Genomic DNA, 21,242 nt, shown 5'->3' with positions numbered 1-21,242 from the left:
TTAGGAATTTCCGAAACAGTCGGATTTTGAGTTTCAACTGCGGGGGAATTTTCGATTTCTGTCTCAGCCGAAGTCGTTGTAGAAGTAGTATCTGGTTTTTTGTCTTCTAATTTAGTCTCAGTTTTTGGCGCAGCGTCAGCTATCAATTCTTTGCCTTTCTCTGATGTACGCCAATCGGAGTTTTTGGCAATTACATCATCCATTGAAATGACTTTAGGGGTTGCACCTTTGAGCGAAAATATGATATCATTGTAATCAGCATCGCTCCCTTCTCCTATCCCCATATCTTCCATGACAAATATACTGCCGCCATTCGCAACACTGGCTATTTGTCCACGTTGAAAAGCATCGCTGGAATTAGCTGTAGCCATTGAGAATAAGGGCTTTTTGTCGCCGCCAATCGCTGGATTATTGTATGCTTCTTGTATTGTGCCGTTGGGAATTACGATGATACCAATTTCATCTCCTGGTGTCATTGCAAAGGTTTTGATTCCTCGGTATTCCCCGATATTGAAGTTATTTTCTCCATCGAAACTAGAGAATTTCGCTGCTTCTGTCCTGTCAGAAATGGCGATATAACCGAGTGAGGAGTTGCTTAAAGCGCGTCTGGCTGCTTCTTTGATAAATGCTTGGGAATCGGGAACCAATTCTTGCATTCCTTTGAGACTGATAATTGCTAGTTCTCCTTGATACCAGCCTCCGTCTGATAGGTAATCGAACACAATTTTACCTGTTTCGTCTGCTTGGAAAATGCCGGAGTCGAAAGAAATGTTATTTTGAGTTGCTGGTTTGGCTGTATCGCCTGTGATTGCGTCGGGTTGAGTGGTGGATATTTGCGGTTTTTCGGGGATGTTTTTGGTTTTTGGTGTTGAATCTTTGTTGAGGATGAAGGCGTCTATCTCTGCTTGTTGGGGAGGTATTTCTGGGTTATTGTCGAGGATTTGGTTGTTTGATTGTAATAGTTCAACGCTGGGGTTTGTGGAGGATGTTTCGTTAACTGTTAGGAGAGTTTTCGGGGGAATAGAGTGATTATTGGTAGAACTTTCTAGTTGCAAGTCTTCTGCAATGTCGGGAAGGAGGGAAATATTGGCAGTTATTTTTGGGGTAGATGCTTCGATTGGTTACCTAATTTAAAGTGGTGTTTTTTGATGTGAAAAATTGCTCAAATTATTCCTAAATTGAGGAGTTAATTTTTGATAATTCGCAAGCAAAGCGATTCCAGATGAGGCTGGAATTTTGTTTTTTTTATTGAGGACGCAAGCTGCGATATCGACAGGTGGAAACCTGCCAAGGCGACTGAAAAAAATTTGATGCGATCGCAATAAGTTGGTGTTTTTATTGCTACCGATAGATTTGAGAATATCAGTAACTTTTATCGATCGCAAGCGGTGTTCGCCATCAGGAAGTAAACTTCATCGAAGCTTTAACTTACTTCCGTACCCGCTCAGCGTCACACTACGAATTTTGGGATGAGGGAGCATTTTGGAGGTGTGATCGCCCAACTAATTTTCCTGTGTGTTGTATAAAAAGTAACTTATATTTTTGCAAAATTACGCAAAACCCGATCGCAACAGTAAGGCTTTGGAAACTAGGTTGTACAGTCCAGGACGCAGACACACTAGACCTCTTGCAAAAATAACTAGGACGGGCAAGATGCCCATCCCACAAGAAAAAATAACTCTTGTGGGATGGGCATCTTGCCCGTCCAATAAATTTATGAAAAGGACTTTTGCAAGAGGTCTACTATATGTAGTGTGGTGCGATTCCTAATAATTACTAACGACCAATTACTGAGGACTTCGCCTAAGTGAAGCCTAATATATGCCAAAATACGGACGAAATGTGCTATCTGTAGAAGACGAAAGCAGCCTTGACGAAATTTAAAGTCCCATGTTGAATGCGAACGGGAGCATATTGGCAGACAATCGATCGGCCGCGTCGCAGTGGGCGCAAGAAGCTTTAGGGCTTCCCGAAGTTCAAGTACAAGCGCGTTTGCGGGGAAATCACCTGCACATTTTGTGCGAAGCAGCGCAGTGTCCGTCTCAAGAATTGGTGACGGCGAGATTTACCAACGCCCTCGAACACACTGATTTAACGCGACTGCTGCCCGATCGACCTAAAATTTACCAGTTGTTTCTGTGCGGCCGCAAAATCGGTTCCCGACAAAATGACTGGACAGTCCGGCTCGATTGTAGCAGTCCCAAGCGACAGCAACAGCCACAGCAACCGGAACCAAAAGTTGCCGAAGTGCCGCCGCCAGCGAGTTCCCCCGACGAACCGCCAGCAAGCCCTAAAAAAGGCGGATTTTTCGGCAGATTTAAGAATGACAACCAGAAACTCAAACAGACACCAAAACCAGTAGAAACAGCAGCCCACCCGCCGCAAGTACGGGAAGAACTGGATTTTGACGCCGACAGTCTGCCCATCGCCTCCCGCATTGAATACCCAGAAGCTTTTGAAACTTCCCCTGTGACGATCGACACTTCGGCTGCAGCGACACGGGAAGCTTTTAGTTCCGCCGTTCCCCCGCAGCAGAAAGCCAACCGTGGCGCAGTGGCTTTGATTCCATCCCCCCAAGCTGACTCAGGTTCGGGCGATCGCGATGGAACATTAACGGTTTCGCCGGAAACGTTGGCGCGGCGGGGCTATCCAGATGCGATCGCCAGCTATCTCAGCGAAATCCTAGGGCCGATGGGAGTTTCGGTAAAAGTAAGCATTCGCGAAAAAGAACTCAAAAGCAGCCGAGAAAACCTGCCGGTGAATGGGCCGGAAAATATCAAGCCCAAGGAACGCCGACTGCTGGTGCTGTGCGAGTCAGCTTACAGCCCCGACCCCTCATTGCTGGCCGAACCCATCGCCGGCAGGCTGCGGAAACTGCAACTAGAGGATTTCCGGGAAGCTGCGATCGCCAGCCAAGTCAGCGGCGAAGCGAAGCCGGACTGGCTGCTGCGGGTGGATTTGACTTCGCCGGACAAAATTCTTAAGGAATGGGCCAGGTGGGGAGACGTACAGTCGATCGCCAAACTGCTAAATCAACACTTGGCTGCATCAAGAGTCGAAGTGCGGGCTACCCTCAAAGAAGCAACCCTCCACCTGTTTTGCAGCAAAACTGCCAAAAAAGGACAAAAGCCTAAACGGCAAGAATACCCCGACAAGCAGCAAACCACCGACGCGATCGCCCCTTTGTTAGCCTCCTTTGCGCCCCAAGGCATCCACGCAGCTACTATCTACGGCGTAGAACCAGCCAAGGACTCTCAGGCGGCGCCGGAGTCCCCGGTGTGGATAGACTGGGTAGACTTGCCGGCCGCCCACCACCCCGACTTGGCTGCAAACGCTAGAACGCTGGCGGCTGAGGGCGACCAATTGGCTTTGACTTTTTTATTGAACAGGTTGCTCAACCCCAATCTCAGACGCAAGCTGGAAACAGGAGGGATTCGGGCTGTCGTGCTGCAAAAAGCCAACGTGCTGCACGTCATGACAGAAGCTCTGACTTGCCCTTCTCAGTCGAAGATAGGCCCGCCGGTGGCTAAATTTTTGCGGCACTTACAAATTCCGGGAGTGGCAGGGGTGCGAGTCTACGGACGGCGCGCCGGCCAAAAACTGCCTCTGTGGCGCTACGCAATCGACCTCAGAACGGTTGTTGACGAGGAATCAGCGACGGCACCGGCACCGGCTCCCTCCCAAGTGGCTGTGTTGGAAAAGGAACCTGTACCCGACTTTGCGCCGGCGGAGGATGGGAGTTTTTCGGGTTTGGGCGACAATTTGGTGTTCGATGCTCCGATGCCCAACTCCTGGCGGCCCCGCTTCAAAATCCGACTCCCCGGATACAATCTGGGCGAGCAGTTAGTTCAAGCTGCGGTGCAACCGCTTGTCGCTTCGGGTTTGTTTGTTCCGAACGATGGTTTATCAACGAATGCTGCTGCGCCCGGGGGCGTGAGAGCCGATCGCGCGGCGGGAATGGCTTTGGTTTGGGCGATCGCCGGCTGTCTGCTGACGTTCAATACCGATTGGCTCCTCGGTCAATTTCTGCAATCTGCGACGGTCAGTCAAGCTCCTAGCGCCTCCGAAGTTTGCAGCGGCCCAAATTGTCAAAATTCATCCCCCAAGGCTGTGGACGATGTTACAGCCCAACTTCCGAAGGAAACCCCGAACCCCGTTCCCGCTGCTGAGGAGGTGAATTTGCCTCAAACTCCTTTGCAGCCGTCGCCGGAAGCCAACCGGCAAGAGGCTTTTAATGGCTCTGGGTTTACGAAACCGGGAAATACTAGCGTTCCTGTAGCTGATGTTTCTGCTCCTGCGGTGTTCCCAACTTTGAGGAGCGAGCAGCTTGACGAGCAGATAGCGCGCTATCAAGAGTACATTCACCTGCACAAAAAACCGCCGGATATTTTAATTGTCGGTAGTTCGAGGGCGCTGCGGGGCATCGACCCGGCGGTTTTGGAAACAGCTTTGGCAGAGTCGGGCTATCCGGGGCTGAGGGCTTACAATTTTGGGGTTAATGGAGCTACTCTCCAAGTTGTAGATTCGATCGTCCGCCGGATTTTGCCGCCGCAACAACTGCCGAAATTGCTGGTGTTGGCTGACGGGGCGAGGGCTCTCAACAGCGGGCGGCCGGATTTGACTTTTAGTGCGATCGCTTCTTCGGAAGGTTACAGGCAATTGTCGCGGGGAAGTTTTCTGATCCGCACCAATCCATTAGAATCCGAAACATCGAAGGAAAGCGCAAAAAATCCGGTGGCGACTGCGACTGAATTGGTGAACAATTTGGGACAAGCTCAAGCTAAGGTTCAGCAATTGGTGAGTCAAAAGTTGGTTGAGGGTTCTGCAACTTACAAAAAGCGCGATCGACTCCAAGGGTTTTTGCGATCGATCGTTAATCCATCAGCCCCTGTTGCAACCGAGATCGCCCAAACGCCAGCCCTGGGTGAACAAACAACGGACAATGCCCAGCCAACTGCTGCGAGTAAACCCGTCAGCGAGTTTCAACCAAATGGCTTTTTGCCGATCGATATACGCTTCAATCCCGAAACTTACTTTCAGAAGCACCCGAAAGTATCTGGTTATTACGACTCCGACTATCAAAATTTTAAATTGGTAGGCGAACAAGCTCTAGCACTCAAAAATCTGATCGAATTTACCAAGGTTCGCAACATCAATCTCGTGTTTGTGAATATGCCTCTGACTGAAGATTATTTAGACCCGGTGCGGACAGGTTACGAACAAGAATTCCGGCAATATATGCAAGAATTAGCAGCTCAAAGCGGACTAATTTTCCTAGATAAGAGTTTATTGTGGCCCCAGGCGCGGGAATCTTTTTCCGACCCCAGCCACCTCAACCGTTACGGTGCTGTTGCAGTGTCTAAGCGGTTGGCTCAAGATCCCATGATTCCCTGGCCGGCGAAACAGTAGTTATAATTTTTGAGTGGTGAGTTATTTTAGAAGTTAAATGCTCCCAACGTTGCGAGTGCGGCGCGACAATCTCAAAACTATTCTTTCCGGCGGCTAAATACTGAAAATGAAAAGATTGATATTTCCTGAAAATAGCAAAAATACACAGATAAAAAATCCTAGAAAAAATCTGCCTGTGATATTTTTTATATTATGTTTAGCATTTTTCTGTTTCAGTTTGTATAAAGGTTTCTTCTTACCTGTAGCTTTATCATCTGGGCCACCCAGCAACGAACAAAGTAGCGAACAGCATACTCTGGCACCCTTTGAAGAGGTTGTCAAAGACGCGCAAAAGTTAGAGGGATTATTTACCCTTTACCGCAATCAAGCAACTGATAAAGTATATCTGGAAATTAAACCGCAACAACTCGACAAAAAGTTCCTGTGCTTTGTGACATTGGCATCGGGTTTGGGGGAAGCGGGCATTTTGAGCGGAATGCCGATCGGCGATTTCTTGTTTCAACTGCGGCGCGTCCAAAATAACGTGCAGTTTGTGATACCAAATGTAAATTTTCGCACAAGTCCGGGCGACCCGCAAGCAGGTTCGGTAGCACGGGGATTTAGCGAGTCGATTCTCTATTCTTTGCCTCTCAAAAGCATAGATCCGCAAAGACAAACTCTGCTGATCGATTTAGGCGATTTGCTGATGAGCGAAAAACGCGATTTACCAGGGGTAAAAGCGATTTTGCCGATGCTTTTGGGCGCTTCTTACTCGATCGATGCAGACAAGTCTTCTTTTAAAGATGTTAAAGCGTTTCCGCTGAATGTGGAGATTGCTTCTGTCTATGGTTTTTCTAGCGATAATGACAGTGAGCTTAACTATTTACCTTCGATTCCTGACAGTCGGGCTTTTAACCTCCGCATTCACTACAGTTTCTCGGAAGTGCCGCTAAATAACGGCTACCGCCCCAGACTTGCGGACGAGCGAGTGGGCTATTTTCTGACAGCATATAAGGACTTTTCTGACAAGAGCAGCCGGGAGCCTTTTGTGCGCTATATCAATCGCTGGCATTTGCAAAAGCAAATCCCGACGGCGCCGATGTCGCCTCCGGTACAGCCGATCGTCTTTTGGATTGAAAATAATGTGCCTTCCGAATACCGAAACGCAATTCGCGAGGGCGTTTTGGAGTGGAACAAAGCTTTTGAAAAGGCAGGTTTTACTGAGGCAATTCAGGTCAAACAAATGCCGGACAATGCTAAATGGGACCCGGCTGACGTTCGCTACAATACTATCCGCTGGTCAAGTTCTTTTGAGCCTCAGTTTGCCGGCATCGGGCCGTCTCGTACTAACCCCTTGACGGGGGAAATTTTGGATGCTGACATTCTGTTGGATGCTAATGTTGTCCGGGAAATCAAACAGGGTTATCGGTCTTTGGTGGAACAAAATAGATCGCTATCTAAGAGTTTTCAAGGGCGAAACGGTTCTAATACCAATCCCTGTCAGTTCGGGATGTATTCTCGCTATTTGAATGTGCTAGAAAATGGGGATTTAGGAAAAAGCAGCGGGGAAAATGCTCAAGGTGGAATGGCTGATGATTTGCCGACTTTGGTAGAAAGATACCAAGAGCAAAAGCGCTCGCCTTTATCGCGGTTGATGTCGAGTTCGGATATGTGTTTTGGGTTGGAATCGAGCCGGCAGTTTGCGATGGGGGCAATGTCGATGGATCTGTTGGAAAATGCAGCGCCTAGCAGTGGGGCGATTGACAATTATGTTAATCAATATATCAGATATTTGGCGGCGCACGAAGTCGGTCACACTCTTGGTTTGAGGCACAATTTTCACGGGAGTACGATGCTGCAACCGGAGGATTTGAACAATACTCAGGTAACTCGCACGCAAGGTATGATTGCGTCGGTGATGGATTATGTACCGATTAATTTGGCACCTGCCGGAACTGTGCAGGGCGACTATTATCCAACGATTGTAGGGCCTTATGACGATTGGGCGATCGAGTATGGTTACAAAGTGATTGGTGGCCGGGACCCGAACAGCGACTTACCAGCGCTGCAACAAATTGCCAGCCGCGCTGCCCAAGCCCAATTAGCTTACGCGCCGGATGAGGATTCTGTCGATCTCGATCCCGCTGCAAATACCTTTGATCTCAGCGCCAATATGCTGAGGTATTCGCAATGGCAATTGGATAATGCTAGGGCGATGTGGAAGCGTTTGGAAAAGCGAATTCCGGTTGGGGAAGACGGTTATAACGAACTGCGGGTGATGTTTGATTCGGTGTTCGGGTATTATGTCAACCAAGTGATGAATGCTACTTTGTATGTGGGGGGACAGTCGTTTAGTCGGATTCGCCCTGGAGATACTAATGCGAAGTTGCCGTTTGTGCCGATCGAACTTTCTCAGCAGCGAGAAGCTTTAGCAACATTAGAGAAGTACGTATTTGCGCCGGATGCGTTTAGTTTTGCGCCGGAATTGCTGAATAAATTGGCACCGTCGCGCTGGGATCACTGGGGAAGTCCGGCTTTGGTGTTTCCTCTAGATTACCCGATCGGCGATCGAATTACTTTTTTGCAGCGGTTTGTGTTGCGGGTTTTGCTATCGCCGGTGCGCTTGGCGCGACTGCGGGATGCCGAGTTAAAATCAGCGCCGGAAACTACTTTGAGGTTGCCGGAAGTGTTGGATACTGTGCAAAAGGATATCTGGCAAGAGGTTTTGCAGCCGGAAAAGAAAATGCAAATTTCAACTTTTCGGCGTTCTTTGCAGCGGGAACATTTAGCGATTTTGATCGGAATGGTGCTGCGAAAAACGAATGTTCCAGAGGATGCGCGGAGTTTGGCTTGGTATGAGTTGCGGCAGTTGCGGGAGGGTTTGAGCAAGAGTATTCGGAATCTGGATCGGAATGCGGATGCTTATACGCGGGCTCATTTGGAGGAAACGCGCGATCGAATTTCTAAGGTTTTGAATTCGCAAATTCAGTCGAATTAATTTTATATAGGGCTTACGCATAGGGGCCCAGAAACCGGGTTTTTTACGAGAATATTTCGTTGCAACCCGCCTCAAGGGGTGACAAGGGGGCTGCAAATCAGCTAGAATAAGGGTTTGAGCCAACCGTAACCCAAAAAAATTGGGGGTCGCTGTGACCCCCACACAAAAATATATGTTCCCTCAATTATACCAAAAAGTTTTCGAGACGCATCTAAATCCTCGCCAGTATCTAACGCTACAATTGTTGGTGTTAATGCTACAAAACTATCGAGATGTTAGCTTATCTACTTTAGCCAACAAATTTCCACAACTGATAAAATATGATAGTCGAGTGAGAAATCTGCAACGGTTTTTAGACTTACCTCAACTGACAGCAAAAATGTTGTGGTTTCCCATCATCAAGCAGCTCCTCAAGCAAGAGTGGAGGAGCCAACCGAGCAATCGACAACAACGAAGACGAGCCAAGAAACTCCAACTCATTCATCAAGGACATCTGTTCTTAATTGTCGATCGAACGCAATGGCAAGAACGAAATTTAATTGTGTTAAGTTTAGCTTGGGGTCAGCATGCGATTCCCGTTTATTGGGAAATGTTACCCAAAAAAGGTAGCAGTAACTTACGCGAACAAAAAAGAGTTTTAACTCCAGTATTGCGGTTTTTAAAGCCTTACCCAGTTCTGGTATTAGCCGACCGTGAATTTCACAGCGTTCAACTAGCTTATTGGCTTAGGCAAAGGAATATAGACTTCGCATTGCGACAGAAAAAGGGGACTTGCATTACCGATGATAATGCGGTTTATCGAGCGCTCAAAGACTTGGATATTAAACCAGGGAAATCTCGATTTTATGCCAATATTTCTTGTACAAAAGCCCATCAACTTGGAGACTTTAATTTGGCGGCTTACTGGAAACGGAAATATCGGGGTCGCCAGCCCAAAGAACCTTGGTATATTCTAACCAGTTTGAAGAGCTTACCTCGAACTCTCTGCGTTTATGCCGCTCGATGGGGCATCGAAACAATGTTTCGAGATTTGAAAACAGGAGGCTATAATCTCGAAAATACAAAAGTCAACGCGCGGCGGTTAATGGCGGTGGTTTTACTCATTTCGATCGCTTATACTCTAGCCACTTTACAAGGTGCTTCTTTACCGCATCGAACTGTTGCTGAGTATATTTGTCGTCCCACTGAAACCGGACGTTCAACAGAGCGCTATAGCACTTTTTGGATGGGATTGCACGCTCCCGATTGGGGTCAATCTTTCCAGAATTGGTCGGATTTAGCTTGGAATCTAATGAATCTCAAACCCCACAAACGACTCAATTTTCAACAAGGAATTCACGCTCTATCCCTTATCCAGAGTGCTTTGTAGCGCTGTTGTCACCCCTTGAGGCAACCCGCATATTCGGTAAAAAACCCGGTTTCTTAGAATCTCAGTCAACTTAAAATAATTAAGTAAAGAAACCAGGTTTTCGCACGATCGTTTTTGACCCAAACACGGAGGAGATTATCCAATGGCAACCACAAATCAACCCGTAGACGAATGGCGTGAGACGTTGGAGAAAATTCTCCAATACTATGCGGATCTTCCTTATACTTATGGGGATGTGATTACCTATGTGGTGGTCAGCCGCGATTCCTTCGGAAAGCTTCGCTAACGCAACCATTTTATGCTGATACATGAAGGTTGGGAAAATCATCTGCGAGTTCATGGCTATGTGGTTCATGCCGAAATTCGCAATGACAAAATCTGGATTCATTATGATGGTATTGAAGACGGCATCACTGATGAACTCGTCGCCTCTGGCGTACCCAAAGATCGGATTGTTCTTGCTTTCCATCCACCCGAAGTCCGACAGCATACTGGATATGCGATCGCATAGTTTCTCCTCTTGACGAAGATTTTAGATAATATCAGCTTGATAGGGTATATCGTACCTTAATAATTTTTTGGCAATACTGAGTACCTTACAGATAAGTTAGAAACACTAAACTTCTGTCATGGCAAGAATTTGAGCGATGGTTAATACCAACTGAGGAAAAGTTGGAGAAACAATAATGGCTTCTCCTTGATATCGCTGTGCCTGATATTCACCATCGATTAAGCGGTTGATAGTCACCGTAGACTGTTTTGGAGAACCGATATACTGAACGCCTCCCAACCCTGCATAATCAACGATCCAATACTCCAGGATTCCTAAAGTTTCATACTCATTCAATTTGATGCGGTAATCATCCCGCCAATTCGTACTGACAACTTCGATCGCCAAGGGAGGTGGAATATAGGCAGCAGCAGAGGCAGAACTTTGACGCATTCTGACCCATTCTTCCTTGGCAAACACCACAATGTCGGCTTTACGACTCGATTCACTTTCGCCCGGGGCAGCGTTCAATCTGACTTGTTTACTTTGTCGAGGAACGTAGGGAAGGTTCAAGGATTGGCAATGATCTACCAAAAGACGACATAAACCATCGACGACATCCTCATGTTTGGCTGTGGGTTCACTCAGGGGCATGGCAACTCCATTGAGTAGCTCAAATGACCTGCCGGAGTCGTCATCCCAGTTGAGAAATTCCTCGAAGGAAAGGATTTTTTGGGCGATCGCAACCATTGATATTAACCTTTTGCGTAGGTTGGCTCTCTGTTGTCTGTTTCTAGCTTAACGTGAGGTAGATAGATAGATCGCTGCTCTTGTAGGGTGCGTTAACGAAGTATACCGTAACTTTGACACCTGTTCTCGGTTTTACTGCCCGCGTCCTGGTTTGCAATCTAGGAAACCTAATGGTTCTGTGTCGAGAAAACGGGCGATCGAAATGGCGATCGAAATGGCGATCGGATATTCAATTTCCGCAGCACGCGCGATCGGAGCCGCTTGAATTCGTTCTGGCAAGCGTCTCAAAATGACTTCGGCATCAGCAGGAGAAAGTCGTTCTTGAAGTTTGGCTTGCATGGCATTCACCTGTCAGTTGGAATTTGATAGATATATTCAAGCCACTACCCAACTCAGATTTAGCGGTCTAACGTTCCGCCTCACCCACCACTAGCAGGCTTTCGGACTCAACCGATCCACTTTATCCGGTCGGCATGCAGGTGGATGTTATCTCGCTGTGGTAGATTTAGGTCGTCAGATTCTTCAGTAATAAATATGCGATAACTTTTTCTTCTGCGGCTTTCGGCAAATACATTCGCATAAGATCGTCACCGAACCCATCACCGATTGCGGCTTGGATGCTCATATTGACAGAATAGAACGTATCGATCTTTCTTTGGATAGGATGTACCAAGTCTATCACCTTGTCGAAGCATTCCCCTGTGGTCGCATAAAAAGCGTCTGCTATTTGCAGATATTCGTACTTTGGGACTTTAGATCCGAAATTATAGTTCGCATATTCCCTAATGTCTTGTAGGCGCTGGAACTCATCCAAATAAGCATTAGACAATAATCGCTTTTGTATTAACCTTTGATTTATGAGATTTTTCAAGGTTGCGTGTTTGATGCGCTTCAATTCATTCGTGTCTGTCTGGTAATCCAAAAATAGCAGTGCCATTGAAAGATGGAAAATCGAGTAATAGAAGCCGATAGGTGGCAGCAGTATCGTTTTTGTTTCTTCCCATATTGATTGAGAATTCTCGCGGAAACATATAGCTGCTAATAAGTGGTGAGCACTTTTCGGATAGCGGTCAAACCATTTGTCGCTGTCTTCTGCTCGTAAATTCTGTTCCATTTCCAATAGGTACGTGGAAAGTCCAGGGGGCATCATAGTTTTCAATTTGATCTAATTCTGGTTCTGGCCCGCCATAATATTAGGCACAGCGAGATAACTTATAATTGTATCGCAGTTGCCGTACAATACCCAATACAATAGAAAAATACCGCCGATCGCTAATGTATTTCACCAAGAGTAGCAGTAATCCACACAGCAATCGCTGGCGATAGATGAGCATTCAACCAAATTGTCATGCGGCTAAAACGGGATGGTCGAGTTTGCGGACTGCATACAGAAGCGCAGCTTTGATATCTTCAAGTTCCAAGTCTGGCAATTCTTCGATAATTTACTCAAAACTCAAACCCGCAGCTAGCAATTCTAGAATATCGATGACTCGAATCCGCATTCCCCGGATGCAAGGACGATCGCCACATTGTCTTGGGTTCACTGTAATTCGGTCAAACAGATAAGCAACGGATGCTGGCATTGTTTGAAACCTTTGTCTCTAGCTTACCTCATTTATTGCTCGAAATTCACACCGCGATATAATTCTGCGATCCCACCTCGATAAAGCGCATCAACTAAGTTGCGATCGTTAGTATGAGCTCTTGAGGATTAAACAGTTGACGTTTGGAGGCATTGAGAAATTCGATGCTAACTGGTTCCTCAGTTTCGTCATAACTGACAATCACGCCTCCAGGTTCAGAAATAGCATTGGCTGGAAACGCATCACGTAAGATAAAAATCAGAATGTCTGCTTCTGCATCGTATTTAACTTTCATTGGGATTCTCCTGCCAATATCGCTTGACTTGATTTGTCCAGTACAGGGTTAAAATTCGCCTGGTTTTGCCAATTTCAACAAAGGGTACTCTCAGAAGACCATTGCCTCGTTTAATTTGAGCCACCAAAACATCCTCTTCCACGATAATCTGTTGAGGATTGGTGACAGCCGCTTCAACCTCTTCCCTGGTAATTCTCAATCGCTCCTCCCATTGTTGCTGACGCTCCTGGGCGTGTTTTGTCCAAACAATTTGCATATATCCTCATACTCCCGATTCCTCTCTAGGTTCCATTTTGCATTTTGCATTTTTAATTCTAACGCCTCTATAGGGTTTTCATCTATTATGAGTATAGTTAAGATTATAAAATTTATGACCGCAGCAATATCTATTGACATTGGTAAGCTCATTACACGCACTCCCGGACTGCATGGTGGATGTCCCCACATCGTCGTCGGTAAAGGCGTTACCATTCGCCGCATCCTAACCTGGTACAAGCGAGGATTGAATGCCGAAGAGATTTGCGATCGCATTTCTCATCTCACCCTCGCCGAAGTCTACGCCGCACTCACCTACTATCATGCCAACACCAAACAAATTGAAACTGATTTGATCCATTAAGCAGCAGAAGCCAAGCGTCTTGAAGCTTTGCACAGCAACTTCGGTAAATATGAAATGCTAAGATAATAAATAATACATCGCCAACAGAAAAATCTTTGAGATAAGCACTATCCTCAAAGTGGGAAAGAGAAACTGATTTTTACCCGATAAATTTAGGGGGTTTAGGAGGAATATAGGCAATGAAGTAAAGTTGGGTAACAAAATTCAACACTTGTGCTTCTTGAGTAAACGGTAAAGTTCGAGTTCTTCCAACTGCCCTCGGTGAAAAACACGATCTTTGTGGCTACCTTCCTGCGTCATTCCCAGCTTTTGTACCACCTTAGCCGAGGCTATATTCCGCCTGAGACAAGTTGCATAAATGCGATCGAGCTTTAATGTTTCAAATATTCAAGACTGATTTAGTGTAATTGATTCGTTTTTTTCTCAAAAATTATGTCTGCTAACACTGCAAAAAATCATTACTTCCGATTGGCATTGTTCTGGGCGTTTCTGGGTAGTTTGGGAAGCTTGGCGGTGTTCCCTTATGCGCTGTCTCTCAATCCGGCAGTAAGTCAATTGCCTGCACCGCTAACTGTTTTGGCGATCGCCTCCGCCCTGCAAACCGGAATTTTTCTAATTTTCTTTTGTTGGATTGGGCTTCGCCTCGGTAACTCGATCGGACTTGATACGCCCATAGCTCGTGCTTTAGTATATCGACAGCCTTTCGCGCCCATATCTAAATCTGCCCTTAACACGGCGCTAATTGTAGGCTGCATCGGTGGAATCGTCCTGATAGGATTGAGTTTAGCTTTCCAACCTTGGATGCCGCCAACGGTAACTCCAACAACGCTCGAAATTGACCTCTGGAAACGCATATTAGCTTCCTTCTACGGAGGCATCACCGAAGAACTCTTGTTGCGACTGTTCGGTATGACATTGATTGCGTGGCTACTTTGGAAGATTTTTGAGCGAGACAAACCGCAACCCTCTACATGGATTTTTTGGCTGGCAATCGTGGCGGCGGCGATTCTGTTTGGTGTGGGTCATTTGCCTGCGGCTGCCAATGTCTGGGCATTAACCCCGATCGTCATTCTCCGCACCATTACACTCAATGCCCTGTTAGGGATTCCCTTTGGTTTTCTTTACTGGCGTTGGGGATTAGAATATGCTATGTTATCTCATTTTTTGGCCGATTTGGTACTGCACGGAATTGGAGGAAGTTAGCAGGAGATGGAAACAATGCAATGGTATAACGAACCTTTAGAATGGCATGAGGATAACGATGTTATCCACATTACCGCAGGCGCAAAGACTGACTTTTGGCGGCAAACTCATTACGGATTCATTCGCGATAACGGCAACTTTTACTACAGTCAAGTGTCAGGCGACTTTACAGCCGAAGTCAAAATTACTGGTTGCTATCGATCGCTCTACGATCAAGCAGGATTGATGATTCGAGAGAGCGAAAATATCTGGCTCAAGTGCGGCATTGAGTTTGTTGAGGGAGTGCAAAACGTGAGTGCGGTTGTGACACGAGACTATTCCGATTGGTCTGTTATGCCGCTTGAAGTGCCGCCTGTTTCCCTGTGGCTGCGGGTAAAGCGCCGAGCTGAAACGGTGGAAGTGCAATACTCGTTGAATGGGTCAGACTATTCAATGATGCGACTGGCATATCTAACTGAGTCACCAATCGTTCAAGTTGGGTTAATGTGTGCGGCTCCCCAAGGTGAAGGCTTTGCAGTCGAATTTGAAGGGTTTAAGCAGAGTAAGCTGATCTAATGTGGAGGGTAAAAAAACCGATTTATGCGCCACTCCCTATATAAAATTAAAATTAGGGGTGAGTGCTTTTCACTTACCCCAGCCATTTTTTGTCAGCTTTTTAACACACCAATTGCAGCAAGAAATCGCCACAAAAGGATCTCAATTGCTACTAGATAGCCTTGCCGGTACTCAGCGACAAAATGGTGAATACTCCCAGCAAATGACCTGCGCTCATGCAAGCCAAAAATGCCGGTACGCTAACATTGTTGAACAAAGACGGGAATGGCAAAGGCATTTTCGGCCCGACGTGGGGATACCAAATTCGGCGGCTGAGAACTAGCAATGCTAAGAGATTGCAAACAAACATCACCAGAGGCTTTTGCCAATCTCCTGATGCTGTGTCAGTCACTGTCGATGCTACTACTGCCAGTAAATTTGAGTTAATCATCGTTGATGCTCCTATTTTTCATAAATTATCAGAAATGCTTGATGAGATTTCTTGCCAAAAATACAGCAGGGGCGATCGCCTTTACGCAATAAATATCTGTTGCTATTAATATTCACCGCGCCAGCGACAGCGCCCCCACCCATCATTATCGAATCACGGCAAGAAGTCTTTTAATGCCATTCAAAAGTAACGAAAGATACAAAGGGACAAAACCATACTCGCTGCCATTTGTAACTTTTAGCCTGTCGGGCAGTGGCGGCATTTGCTCACGCTGCCCGACAGGATAGACTGCTCGTCATTACTGAGCAATGTAGGTAGGCAGAAAGTGGAGAATGTCGCGCAGAACGCTATATCCAGCAGCATCCCAGAGCAAATAAGCTAAGAAACCGATCATCGCTAAGCGACCGTTCCAAAGTTCTGCTTGCGGGTTGAAGCCAAACAAAAAGGCATTCCGATCTTTGCCGTTGTAAGCATTAGCCGTAGGAGGCAGGTTAGTAGGACGAGTTTCCATGTTTTTACATTCCTTAACAATGTTCGCTTCTCATGGTAGCGACCTAATTTCTGCTTTGCTATCTGTCTCTAGGCCCAAGATACAGACAAGTCTAAAGGAGGATTTTGAAACAAAAAATAAAGTGTTAACTTTTGTTGCGCGAGATTTTTCAGCGATCGCCTGTATCTGTAGATACTAAATAAAACTAGAAGTTGAGATTGCTGCTGTGAAAAGCCCGATCGCCCCGTAGCGGCAAACAACGGCGCTGGTGACTCGACAATACTGAAGCCGCGCTCTGATAGAGGCAAGAAAATTTACTAAATTGGAACTTAAAACCCGAACACGATCGTCCTTGAGTTAACTAAAATAAGAGATAAACAGATCGATCGGGAGAAACAGTTATCGAAACCATCTACGGCAATCTTCAAGGTTTAAAGTCCAGCCAGCTCAAGCAACTCGAAAAGCTGTACCACCAGCGACTACCGGGCGATCGCATCACCACTGCAGAATTTGCCCAGCGCGTCGCCTCCATCAGCACGGAAATAGACAAACCAATCTGTACCTACATCAACCGCCGCGGACAAGTAATTCGCGTGGGCGTCGGTACACCCCGCCAAACGCAGATTGCGCCCTTAGAACTGCCCCGCTACGGGGGAGGTCGCCTCAGCGGCATTCGCTGCATCGCCACCCACCTGAAGCCAGAAACCCCAAGCGAAGCAGCCCTCACAGCAATGGCAATTCAGCGCCTGGACGCCCTGGTTTGGCTGACACTGACGGGGGGAGGATTTCAGCGCCGCGGGGGCGGTGCGACTGGTTACATTCAAGAAGCTTATCTCGCTCACCTGATACCCCAGGGAGACCAGCCAAATTTTGAGTTCTCTGTTTTGAGCGCTCAGTTAGAGCCAGATGCAACTGATGAAATAGAAGAGCCTTCAATTCAAAAGTCACTAATCAAAACTCCACACTTTCCCTGGAAAATATCAGAACCGCTGAATTTGGACGAACTCGCCGACCAAGACTTTCTGGATTTGGTGGAAGGACTCGAAGCAGAGTTTGAAGCAGAGTTTGTCGCGGGGGAGGTCGATGCAGACCAAGATAAAGTGCTGTTGGTAGGTGTAATGACTCAGCACATGACTCAGTTGGAGTTTGAGGACGGCCTGGCAGAAATCACGCGGCTGGTTGAAAGCGCCGGGGGTCAGGTACTGCAAACAGTGCGCCAAAAACGATCGCGCCCCAATCCGCAGACAGTTGTAGGCGAAGGCAAAGTTCAGGAAATTTCCCTCACCGCTCAGACGGTTAGCGCTAACCTCGTGGTATTCGATCGCGACCTGACCCCTGCACAAATACGGAACTTGGAAACTCAGATAGGTCTTCGCGTTGTCGATCGAACGGAGGTAATTCTCGACATCTTTGCCCAAAGAGCTCGATCGAGCGAGGGTAAATTGCAAGTCGAACTCGCTCAGCTAGAGTATGCCCTGCCCCGGCTCAGAGGTCGCGGTCAGGCAATGTCGAGACAGGGTGGCGGCATCGGTACCAGAGGCCCTGGGGAAACCAAGCTAGAAACCGAACGGCGGACGATCGCCAAACGCATTTCTCGATTGCAGCAAGAAGTAAATCAACTGCTGGCGCACCGCTTCCGGCTGCGGCAGAATCGGCATCATCACGAGGTACCCTCAGTGGCGATCGTTGGCTACACCAACGCGGGTAAATCGACTCTGCTCAACCTGCTCACGAATTCCGAAGTCTATGCGGCCGACCAGTTATTTGCCACCCTCGACCCCACAACTCGACGGTTGACCATTCCCGGCGTCACCGGGGAACCCCTGTCGATCGTCCTCACAGATACAGTGGGCTTTATTCGCGAACTGCCTCCCGCCTTGATCGACGCTTTCCGGGCTACCCTCGAAGAAGTCACTGACGCCGATGCTTTGCTGCACCTCGTCGATCTCTCCCATCCCGCGTGGCAGAGCCAAATTCGATCGGTGATGAATATTTTGACAGATATGCCCGTAACTCCCGGGCCAGCCCTTGTAGTTTTTAACAAAATTGATGCCGTGGATGGAGAGACTCTCGCCCTCGCGCGAGAAGAATTTCCTCAAGCAGTATTTATTTCGGCGGCCAAAGGTTTGGGGATGGAAACTCTCCGCGACCGATTAGCTCAGCTCATTCAATACGCCCTCTACCCTCGGTAAATACTTAAATACTCCTTTTGAATAGTTGACATGGGGGAATATACGTACATATACTGAGGACAGATCTAGTCGGACTATGAGATGATAAAAGAGTAGTCAGATTGTGCATGGCAAAGTACAATACAGCAGCTCTATTTTGCGATCGGTTAAATAAATAATTTCCGGGGGCCGCGGTCAAGGTAAAAAGACTCTTTGTTAATGGCTGTAAGGGCTATTGGTTCAGAGGTTGCAAAAAGATGTTGCTTCACTCTCGCCCAACACTCTCGCCCAACCACGGTACGCGACGTCAAGGTGAAAGAGAATAATATTATTATTAAAGTGTTTGGGCGCTCACCTCAAGCGCTATACTATCTTTTACAGACGTCGGCGAGAGAAGACATCCATTTATTGTAAGAACTCAAAAATCCTTGTCCGTCGTACAGCGCTCATCTCTAGGACTATTTCTATTTTTCGATTTTACCACTGTTTAACTAAATAGTTATGTGTACGCCACTGGCAAAACTAGCAATTGGACTCTCTGCCACAATGGCAACAGCGTTTTACTATCTAGCTGCTGCCCCTCCGGCTTCAGCACAAGTAAATGTGTGTGGGCCTTTTAATTACTCTAGTGCCTGTGCCTCCCCGCCGCCATCACCATCAACGGCACCCGACCAGCAGGCGACCCCAGCGAGTGGGTCCCAAATATACATCGCACCTTCGAGAACCACAACTTCTATTCCTGAACCGGGTACTGCGATCGCAGTCCTACTGACAGGTGCAGGAATGATCTGTTCGTGCAGAAAGCGAAACAAGCAGGCTGGTCCGCAGCGCTAGGCAGGCTGATGACTAACCTGTTTGCCTTCAAAATGTCTCCGTTTTTTTAAGCGTGGGTATTTGTTTACTTAAATTTATATAAAAAATAACTTGACACCTGGAGCATCTCATATGTGTAAAAATACTTCTTCTGGCTCCATCCTTCTGCCTCCTGCCTTCTGCCTCCTGCCTCAAAACTCCAATTTCTAGCTGGGCTGCTTTCATTGAGATGCTTCCTTGACACCTCGCTTGTGCGCTGCAAATAGAGCCGGATGTTGAAGGAAGAAAGCTATAGCGACTTGAGTCATGGTAAAAACAAGGAAAAAGGCAAATGCACTTCCCGGCAAGAGTTTCAGCAATGAATAACCTCCGGTGCAACAGATAAGGTTGCTATATATAATAAAAATTAAAATATAAAAATTAAAATAAGATTGGTTAAGATTAATCCTTCGCAGAGTTTTTGAGAGCCTACCGTAGAATAAGGGTTTCAAGGCTCCTAGGCAAGTTTGCTACCAACGAAAAATCGAGGGTTTCAGCCTAGGAACTAAAAACATTCCGCACTATGGTTAAGATTACAATTAAAAAATATTGTTATTGCTTGAGCGTCCCATGACCCCTAAAGTAGAAATTTACACTTGGAGAACCTGCCCGTTTTGCATTCGTGCCAAAGCACTGCTGAAACGAAAAGGGGTGGATTTTACAGAGTACGCGATCGACGGAGATGAAGCAGCACGAGCTCAAATGAGCGATCGAGCCAACGGAGGCCGCACCCTGCCACAAATATTCATTAACGACCAACACATAGGCGGCTGCGACGAAATGCACAAACTCGATGCTCTAGGCCAGCTAGACCCCCTGCTAGCAGCAAAATGAGGCATTACCTGTCGAATTTTCCGTTAGCCCAAATTTTCCTGCGACCAATTCTTAATTTTAAGTGACAATGAAATTTGCATTCATCATCGATCCCCTCGCGCGACTAATTCCAGGACACGATACCAGCGTAGCGCTGATGGAGGCAGCTCAAGAGTTGGGTCACGAAGTCTGGGCGACTCAAGCCAACGAACTAAGCGTCATCGGCGGCAAAACCTGGGCAATGCTCAGTCGGGTAGCCCTCACCCCAGTAAAAATGGTAGAGGGACGCTGGGAGGCGGCTGAGGCTTGGTATCAGGTAGAACATCCTACTTTGCAGCCTCTGGAAGCAATGGACGCAGTATTTATGCGGACAGACCCCCCAGTCAACATTCCTTACCTCTACGCTACTTACCTTCTAGATGGCATCGATCCGGCTAAAACTTTGGTAGTTAACAGTCCCAAAGGATTGCGGGCGGCGAATGAAAAGATGTATGCTTTGCAATTTGAGGGAGCGATCCCCGAAACAATTGTTTCTCAAAACAAGCAGGTAATTCGGCAATTTGTTGAGAAAAAAGGAGCGGCAGTTCTTAAACCCTTGGGCGGCAAAGCTGGCGAGGGGATTTTATTTTTGGAAGCGGACGATCGCAATCTCAACTCCCTGGTCGAAATTAGCACTCAACAAGGGCAAATTCCAGTGATGGTTCAGACTTATCTGCCGGAAGCCACAGAGGGAGACAAGCGGATAGTGCTGTTGAACGGCAAGCCGATCGGTGCTATCAACCGTATTCCCACTGGCAATGAATTTCGCGGCAACATGGCCGTCGGCGGCCGAGTCGCAAAAACCGAAATTACCGATCGCGAATTACAAATTTGCTCTCAGTTAGAACCCGTGCTGCAACGGGACGGACTGTACTTTGTCGGCATTGACATCATTGGCGGTTATCTCACAGAAGTTAATGTCACCAGCCCTACAGGGATCAGAGAAATTGACTTGTTTGAGGGGGTTAATTTGGGCAAACAAGTGATTGAATGGGTAGTTAGTCAGTAGTCAGTAGTCAGTAGTCATTAGTCATTAGTCATTAGTCATTAGTCATTAGTTAGGAGTTATTAGTCATTAATTAGTCGTTATTAGTTATGAGTTTATTGGTCGCAGGTAACAAATAACAACAGTCAACAGTCAACAGTCAACAGTCAACAGTCAACAGTCAACAGTCAACAGTCAACAGTCAACAGTCA

The 21,242-nt window shown here is 47.0% G+C and carries 23 protein-coding genes and 1 pseudogene; 11 read left to right on the top strand and 13 right to left on the bottom strand.

Annotated features, from left to right (window positions below; all coding sequences use genetic code 11):
* The coding region (locus QUA16_RS23335; protein WP_333181351.1) for a DUF4114 domain-containing protein at window positions 1-1,055 on the bottom strand (1,055 nt) is incomplete at its 3' end.
* Window positions 1,056-1,890: 835 nt separating this feature from the next.
* On the opposite strand from QUA16_RS23335, the gene QUA16_RS23330 reads away from it, so the two are divergent.
* The 5 genes from QUA16_RS23330 to QUA16_RS23310 all read left to right on the top strand — a co-directional run bounded on the left by QUA16_RS23330 (window position 1,891) and on the right by QUA16_RS23310 (window position 10,266).
* Window positions 1,891-5,409 carry a hypothetical protein gene (locus QUA16_RS23330; protein ID WP_333106145.1) on the top strand — a complete coding sequence of 1,173 codons (3,519 nt, stop codon included), beginning with the start codon at window positions 1,891-1,893 and terminating at the stop codon, window positions 5,407-5,409.
* A gap of 106 nt (window positions 5,410-5,515) precedes the next feature.
* Entirely contained in the window at window positions 5,516-8,386 is a 2,871-nt protein-coding gene (locus tag QUA16_RS23325; RefSeq protein ID WP_445252192.1) for a zinc-dependent metalloprotease, read from the top strand.
* Between the two features lie 172 nt (window positions 8,387-8,558).
* Window positions 8,559-9,755, top strand: coding sequence for an IS4 family transposase (locus tag QUA16_RS23320; RefSeq protein ID WP_333106153.1), 1,197 nt, complete (start codon window positions 8,559-8,561; stop codon window positions 9,753-9,755).
* A 142-nt stretch (window positions 9,756-9,897) separates the two neighbouring features.
* Complete coding sequence (locus QUA16_RS23315) at window positions 9,898-10,041, top strand: hypothetical protein (protein ID WP_333106143.1); 144 nt, start codon at window positions 9,898-9,900, stop codon at window positions 10,039-10,041.
* Between the two features lie 12 nt (window positions 10,042-10,053).
* Complete coding sequence (locus QUA16_RS23310) at window positions 10,054-10,266, top strand: XisI protein (protein WP_333106142.1); 213 nt, start codon at window positions 10,054-10,056, stop codon at window positions 10,264-10,266.
* A 105-nt stretch (window positions 10,267-10,371) separates the two neighbouring features.
* On the opposite strand, the gene QUA16_RS23305 is transcribed toward QUA16_RS23310, so the two are convergent.
* The 6 genes and pseudogenes from QUA16_RS23305 to QUA16_RS23280 all read right to left on the bottom strand — a co-directional run bounded on the left by QUA16_RS23305 (window position 10,372) and on the right by QUA16_RS23280 (window position 13,129).
* Window positions 10,372-10,995 (bottom strand): Uma2 family endonuclease, encoded by a 624-nt coding sequence (locus tag QUA16_RS23305; protein ID WP_333106141.1) that lies wholly within the window; start codon window positions 10,993-10,995, stop codon window positions 10,372-10,374.
* A gap of 132 nt (window positions 10,996-11,127) precedes the next feature.
* Window positions 11,128-11,334, bottom strand: coding sequence for a hypothetical protein (locus tag QUA16_RS23300; protein WP_333106139.1), 207 nt, complete (start codon window positions 11,332-11,334; stop codon window positions 11,128-11,130).
* A 166-nt stretch (window positions 11,335-11,500) separates the two neighbouring features.
* A complete protein-coding gene (locus tag QUA16_RS23295; protein ID WP_333181350.1) occupies window positions 11,501-12,145 on the bottom strand; it encodes a hypothetical protein in 645 nt (214 codons plus the stop codon).
* A gap of 196 nt (window positions 12,146-12,341) precedes the next feature.
* Window positions 12,342-12,578: pseudogene (locus QUA16_RS23290) on the bottom strand (DUF433 domain-containing protein).
* Between the two features lie 94 nt (window positions 12,579-12,672).
* Window positions 12,673-12,873, bottom strand: coding sequence for a DUF2283 domain-containing protein (locus QUA16_RS23285; protein WP_333106137.1), 201 nt, complete (start codon window positions 12,871-12,873; stop codon window positions 12,673-12,675).
* Window positions 12,863-13,129: a DUF4258 domain-containing protein gene (locus QUA16_RS23280; protein WP_333106136.1), complete on the bottom strand. Its 267-nt coding sequence runs from the start codon at window positions 13,127-13,129 to the stop codon at window positions 12,863-12,865. Before QUA16_RS23280 ends, QUA16_RS23285 begins: the two co-directional genes overlap by 11 nt.
* Window positions 13,130-13,243: 114 nt before the next feature.
* Between QUA16_RS23280 and QUA16_RS23275 the strand changes: the two genes are divergently transcribed.
* Window positions 13,244-13,492 (top strand): DUF433 domain-containing protein, encoded by a 249-nt coding sequence (locus QUA16_RS23275; protein WP_333106135.1) that lies wholly within the window; start codon window positions 13,244-13,246, stop codon window positions 13,490-13,492.
* 204 nt (window positions 13,493-13,696) lie between these two features.
* Here the strand turns inward: QUA16_RS23275 and QUA16_RS37020 are convergent, their stop codons facing one another.
* Window positions 13,697-13,879 carry a GNAT family N-acetyltransferase gene (locus QUA16_RS37020; protein ID WP_445252193.1) on the bottom strand — a complete coding sequence of 61 codons (183 nt, stop codon included), beginning with the start codon at window positions 13,877-13,879 and terminating at the stop codon, window positions 13,697-13,699.
* A 45-nt stretch (window positions 13,880-13,924) separates the two neighbouring features.
* Between QUA16_RS37020 and QUA16_RS23270 the strand changes: the two genes are divergently transcribed.
* The gene (locus tag QUA16_RS23270) at window positions 13,925-14,695 is read left to right on the top strand and encodes a CPBP family intramembrane glutamic endopeptidase (RefSeq protein ID WP_333106134.1); all 771 of its coding nucleotides are present in this window, start codon (window positions 13,925-13,927) and stop codon (window positions 14,693-14,695) included.
* A gap of 15 nt (window positions 14,696-14,710) precedes the next feature.
* A complete protein-coding gene (locus QUA16_RS23265) occupies window positions 14,711-15,250 on the top strand; it encodes a DUF1349 domain-containing protein (RefSeq protein WP_333181349.1) in 540 nt (179 codons plus the stop codon).
* 151 nt (window positions 15,251-15,401) lie between these two features.
* On the opposite strand, the gene QUA16_RS23260 is transcribed toward QUA16_RS23265, so the two are convergent.
* The 4 genes from QUA16_RS23260 to QUA16_RS23245 form a co-directional block, all read right to left on the bottom strand.
* A complete protein-coding gene (locus QUA16_RS23260) occupies window positions 15,402-15,680 on the bottom strand; it encodes a Photosystem I reaction center subunit PsaK (protein WP_333106132.1) in 279 nt (92 codons plus the stop codon).
* 298 nt (window positions 15,681-15,978) lie between these two features.
* Window positions 15,979-16,191 (bottom strand): chlorophyll a/b-binding protein, encoded by a 213-nt coding sequence (locus QUA16_RS23255; protein ID WP_333041855.1) that lies wholly within the window; start codon window positions 16,189-16,191, stop codon window positions 15,979-15,981.
* A 68-nt stretch (window positions 16,192-16,259) separates the two neighbouring features.
* Entirely contained in the window at window positions 16,260-16,478 is a 219-nt protein-coding gene (locus QUA16_RS23250) for a hypothetical protein (protein ID WP_333106131.1), read from the bottom strand.
* Between the two features lie 116 nt (window positions 16,479-16,594).
* A complete protein-coding gene (locus tag QUA16_RS23245; RefSeq protein ID WP_333106130.1) occupies window positions 16,595-16,720 on the bottom strand; it encodes a hypothetical protein in 126 nt (41 codons plus the stop codon).
* Window positions 16,721-16,763: 43 nt separating this feature from the next.
* Between QUA16_RS23245 and hflX the strand changes: the two genes are divergently transcribed.
* Complete coding sequence (hflX, locus tag QUA16_RS23240; RefSeq protein WP_333106129.1) at window positions 16,764-18,362, top strand: GTPase HflX; 1,599 nt, start codon at window positions 16,764-16,766, stop codon at window positions 18,360-18,362.
* A 599-nt stretch (window positions 18,363-18,961) separates the two neighbouring features.
* Here the strand turns inward: hflX and QUA16_RS23235 are convergent.
* A complete protein-coding gene (locus tag QUA16_RS23235) occupies window positions 18,962-19,153 on the bottom strand; it encodes a hypothetical protein (protein ID WP_333106128.1) in 192 nt (63 codons plus the stop codon).
* 610 nt (window positions 19,154-19,763) lie between these two features.
* On the opposite strand from QUA16_RS23235, the gene grxC reads away from it, so the two are divergent.
* Both grxC and gshB read left to right on the top strand, forming a co-directional pair.
* Window positions 19,764-20,027, top strand: coding sequence for a glutaredoxin 3 (gene grxC / locus QUA16_RS23230; RefSeq protein ID WP_333106127.1), 264 nt, complete (start codon window positions 19,764-19,766; stop codon window positions 20,025-20,027).
* A gap of 67 nt (window positions 20,028-20,094) precedes the next feature.
* Window positions 20,095-21,054 carry a glutathione synthase gene (gene gshB, locus QUA16_RS23225; protein ID WP_333106126.1) on the top strand — a complete coding sequence of 320 codons (960 nt, stop codon included), beginning with the start codon at window positions 20,095-20,097 and terminating at the stop codon, window positions 21,052-21,054.
* The last annotated feature ends 188 nt before the right edge of the window (window positions 21,055-21,242 follow it).

Source organism: Microcoleus sp. S13_C3 (genome assembly GCF_036700905.1).
Taxonomy (GTDB): Bacteria; Cyanobacteriota; Cyanobacteriia; order Cyanobacteriales; family Microcoleaceae; genus Microcoleus.
The sequence above is the reverse complement of the archived record's forward strand: the minus strand, read 5'-3'. Positions and strand labels throughout refer to the sequence as shown.

Coding starts and splice junctions, on each gene's coding strand:
- QUA16_RS23295 (WP_333181350.1), bottom strand. CDS start 12,145: ATGATGCCCCCTGGACTTTCCACGTACCTATTGGAAATGGAACAGAAT.
- QUA16_RS23305 (WP_333106141.1), bottom strand. CDS start 10,995: ATGGTTGCGATCGCCCAAAAAATCCTTTCCTTCGAGGAATTTCTCAAC.
- QUA16_RS23300 (WP_333106139.1), bottom strand. CDS start 11,334: ATGCAAGCCAAACTTCAAGAACGACTTTCTCCTGCTGATGCCGAAGTC.
- QUA16_RS23260 (WP_333106132.1), bottom strand. CDS start 15,680: ATGATTAACTCAAATTTACTGGCAGTAGTAGCATCGACAGTGACTGAC.
- gshB (WP_333106126.1), top strand. CDS start 20,095: ATGAAATTTGCATTCATCATCGATCCCCTCGCGCGACTAATTCCAGGA.
- QUA16_RS23280 (WP_333106136.1), bottom strand. CDS start 13,129: ATGCAAATTGTTTGGACAAAACACGCCCAGGAGCGTCAGCAACAATGG.
- QUA16_RS23265 (WP_333181349.1), top strand. CDS start 14,711: ATGCAATGGTATAACGAACCTTTAGAATGGCATGAGGATAACGATGTT.
- QUA16_RS23255 (WP_333041855.1), bottom strand. CDS start 16,191: ATGGAAACTCGTCCTACTAACCTGCCTCCTACGGCTAATGCTTACAAC.
- QUA16_RS23285 (WP_333106137.1), bottom strand. CDS start 12,873: ATGAAAGTTAAATACGATGCAGAAGCAGACATTCTGATTTTTATCTTA.
- QUA16_RS23320 (WP_333106153.1), top strand. CDS start 8,559: ATGTTCCCTCAATTATACCAAAAAGTTTTCGAGACGCATCTAAATCCT.
- QUA16_RS23270 (WP_333106134.1), top strand. CDS start 13,925: ATGTCTGCTAACACTGCAAAAAATCATTACTTCCGATTGGCATTGTTC.
- QUA16_RS23310 (WP_333106142.1), top strand. CDS start 10,054: ATGCTGATACATGAAGGTTGGGAAAATCATCTGCGAGTTCATGGCTAT.
- QUA16_RS23275 (WP_333106135.1), top strand. CDS start 13,244: ATGACCGCAGCAATATCTATTGACATTGGTAAGCTCATTACACGCACT.
- QUA16_RS23325 (WP_445252192.1), top strand. CDS start 5,516: ATGAAAAGATTGATATTTCCTGAAAATAGCAAAAATACACAGATAAAA.
- QUA16_RS23315 (WP_333106143.1), top strand. CDS start 9,898: ATGGCAACCACAAATCAACCCGTAGACGAATGGCGTGAGACGTTGGAG.
- QUA16_RS23330 (WP_333106145.1), top strand. CDS start 1,891: ATGTTGAATGCGAACGGGAGCATATTGGCAGACAATCGATCGGCCGCG.
- grxC (WP_333106127.1), top strand. CDS start 19,764: ATGACCCCTAAAGTAGAAATTTACACTTGGAGAACCTGCCCGTTTTGC.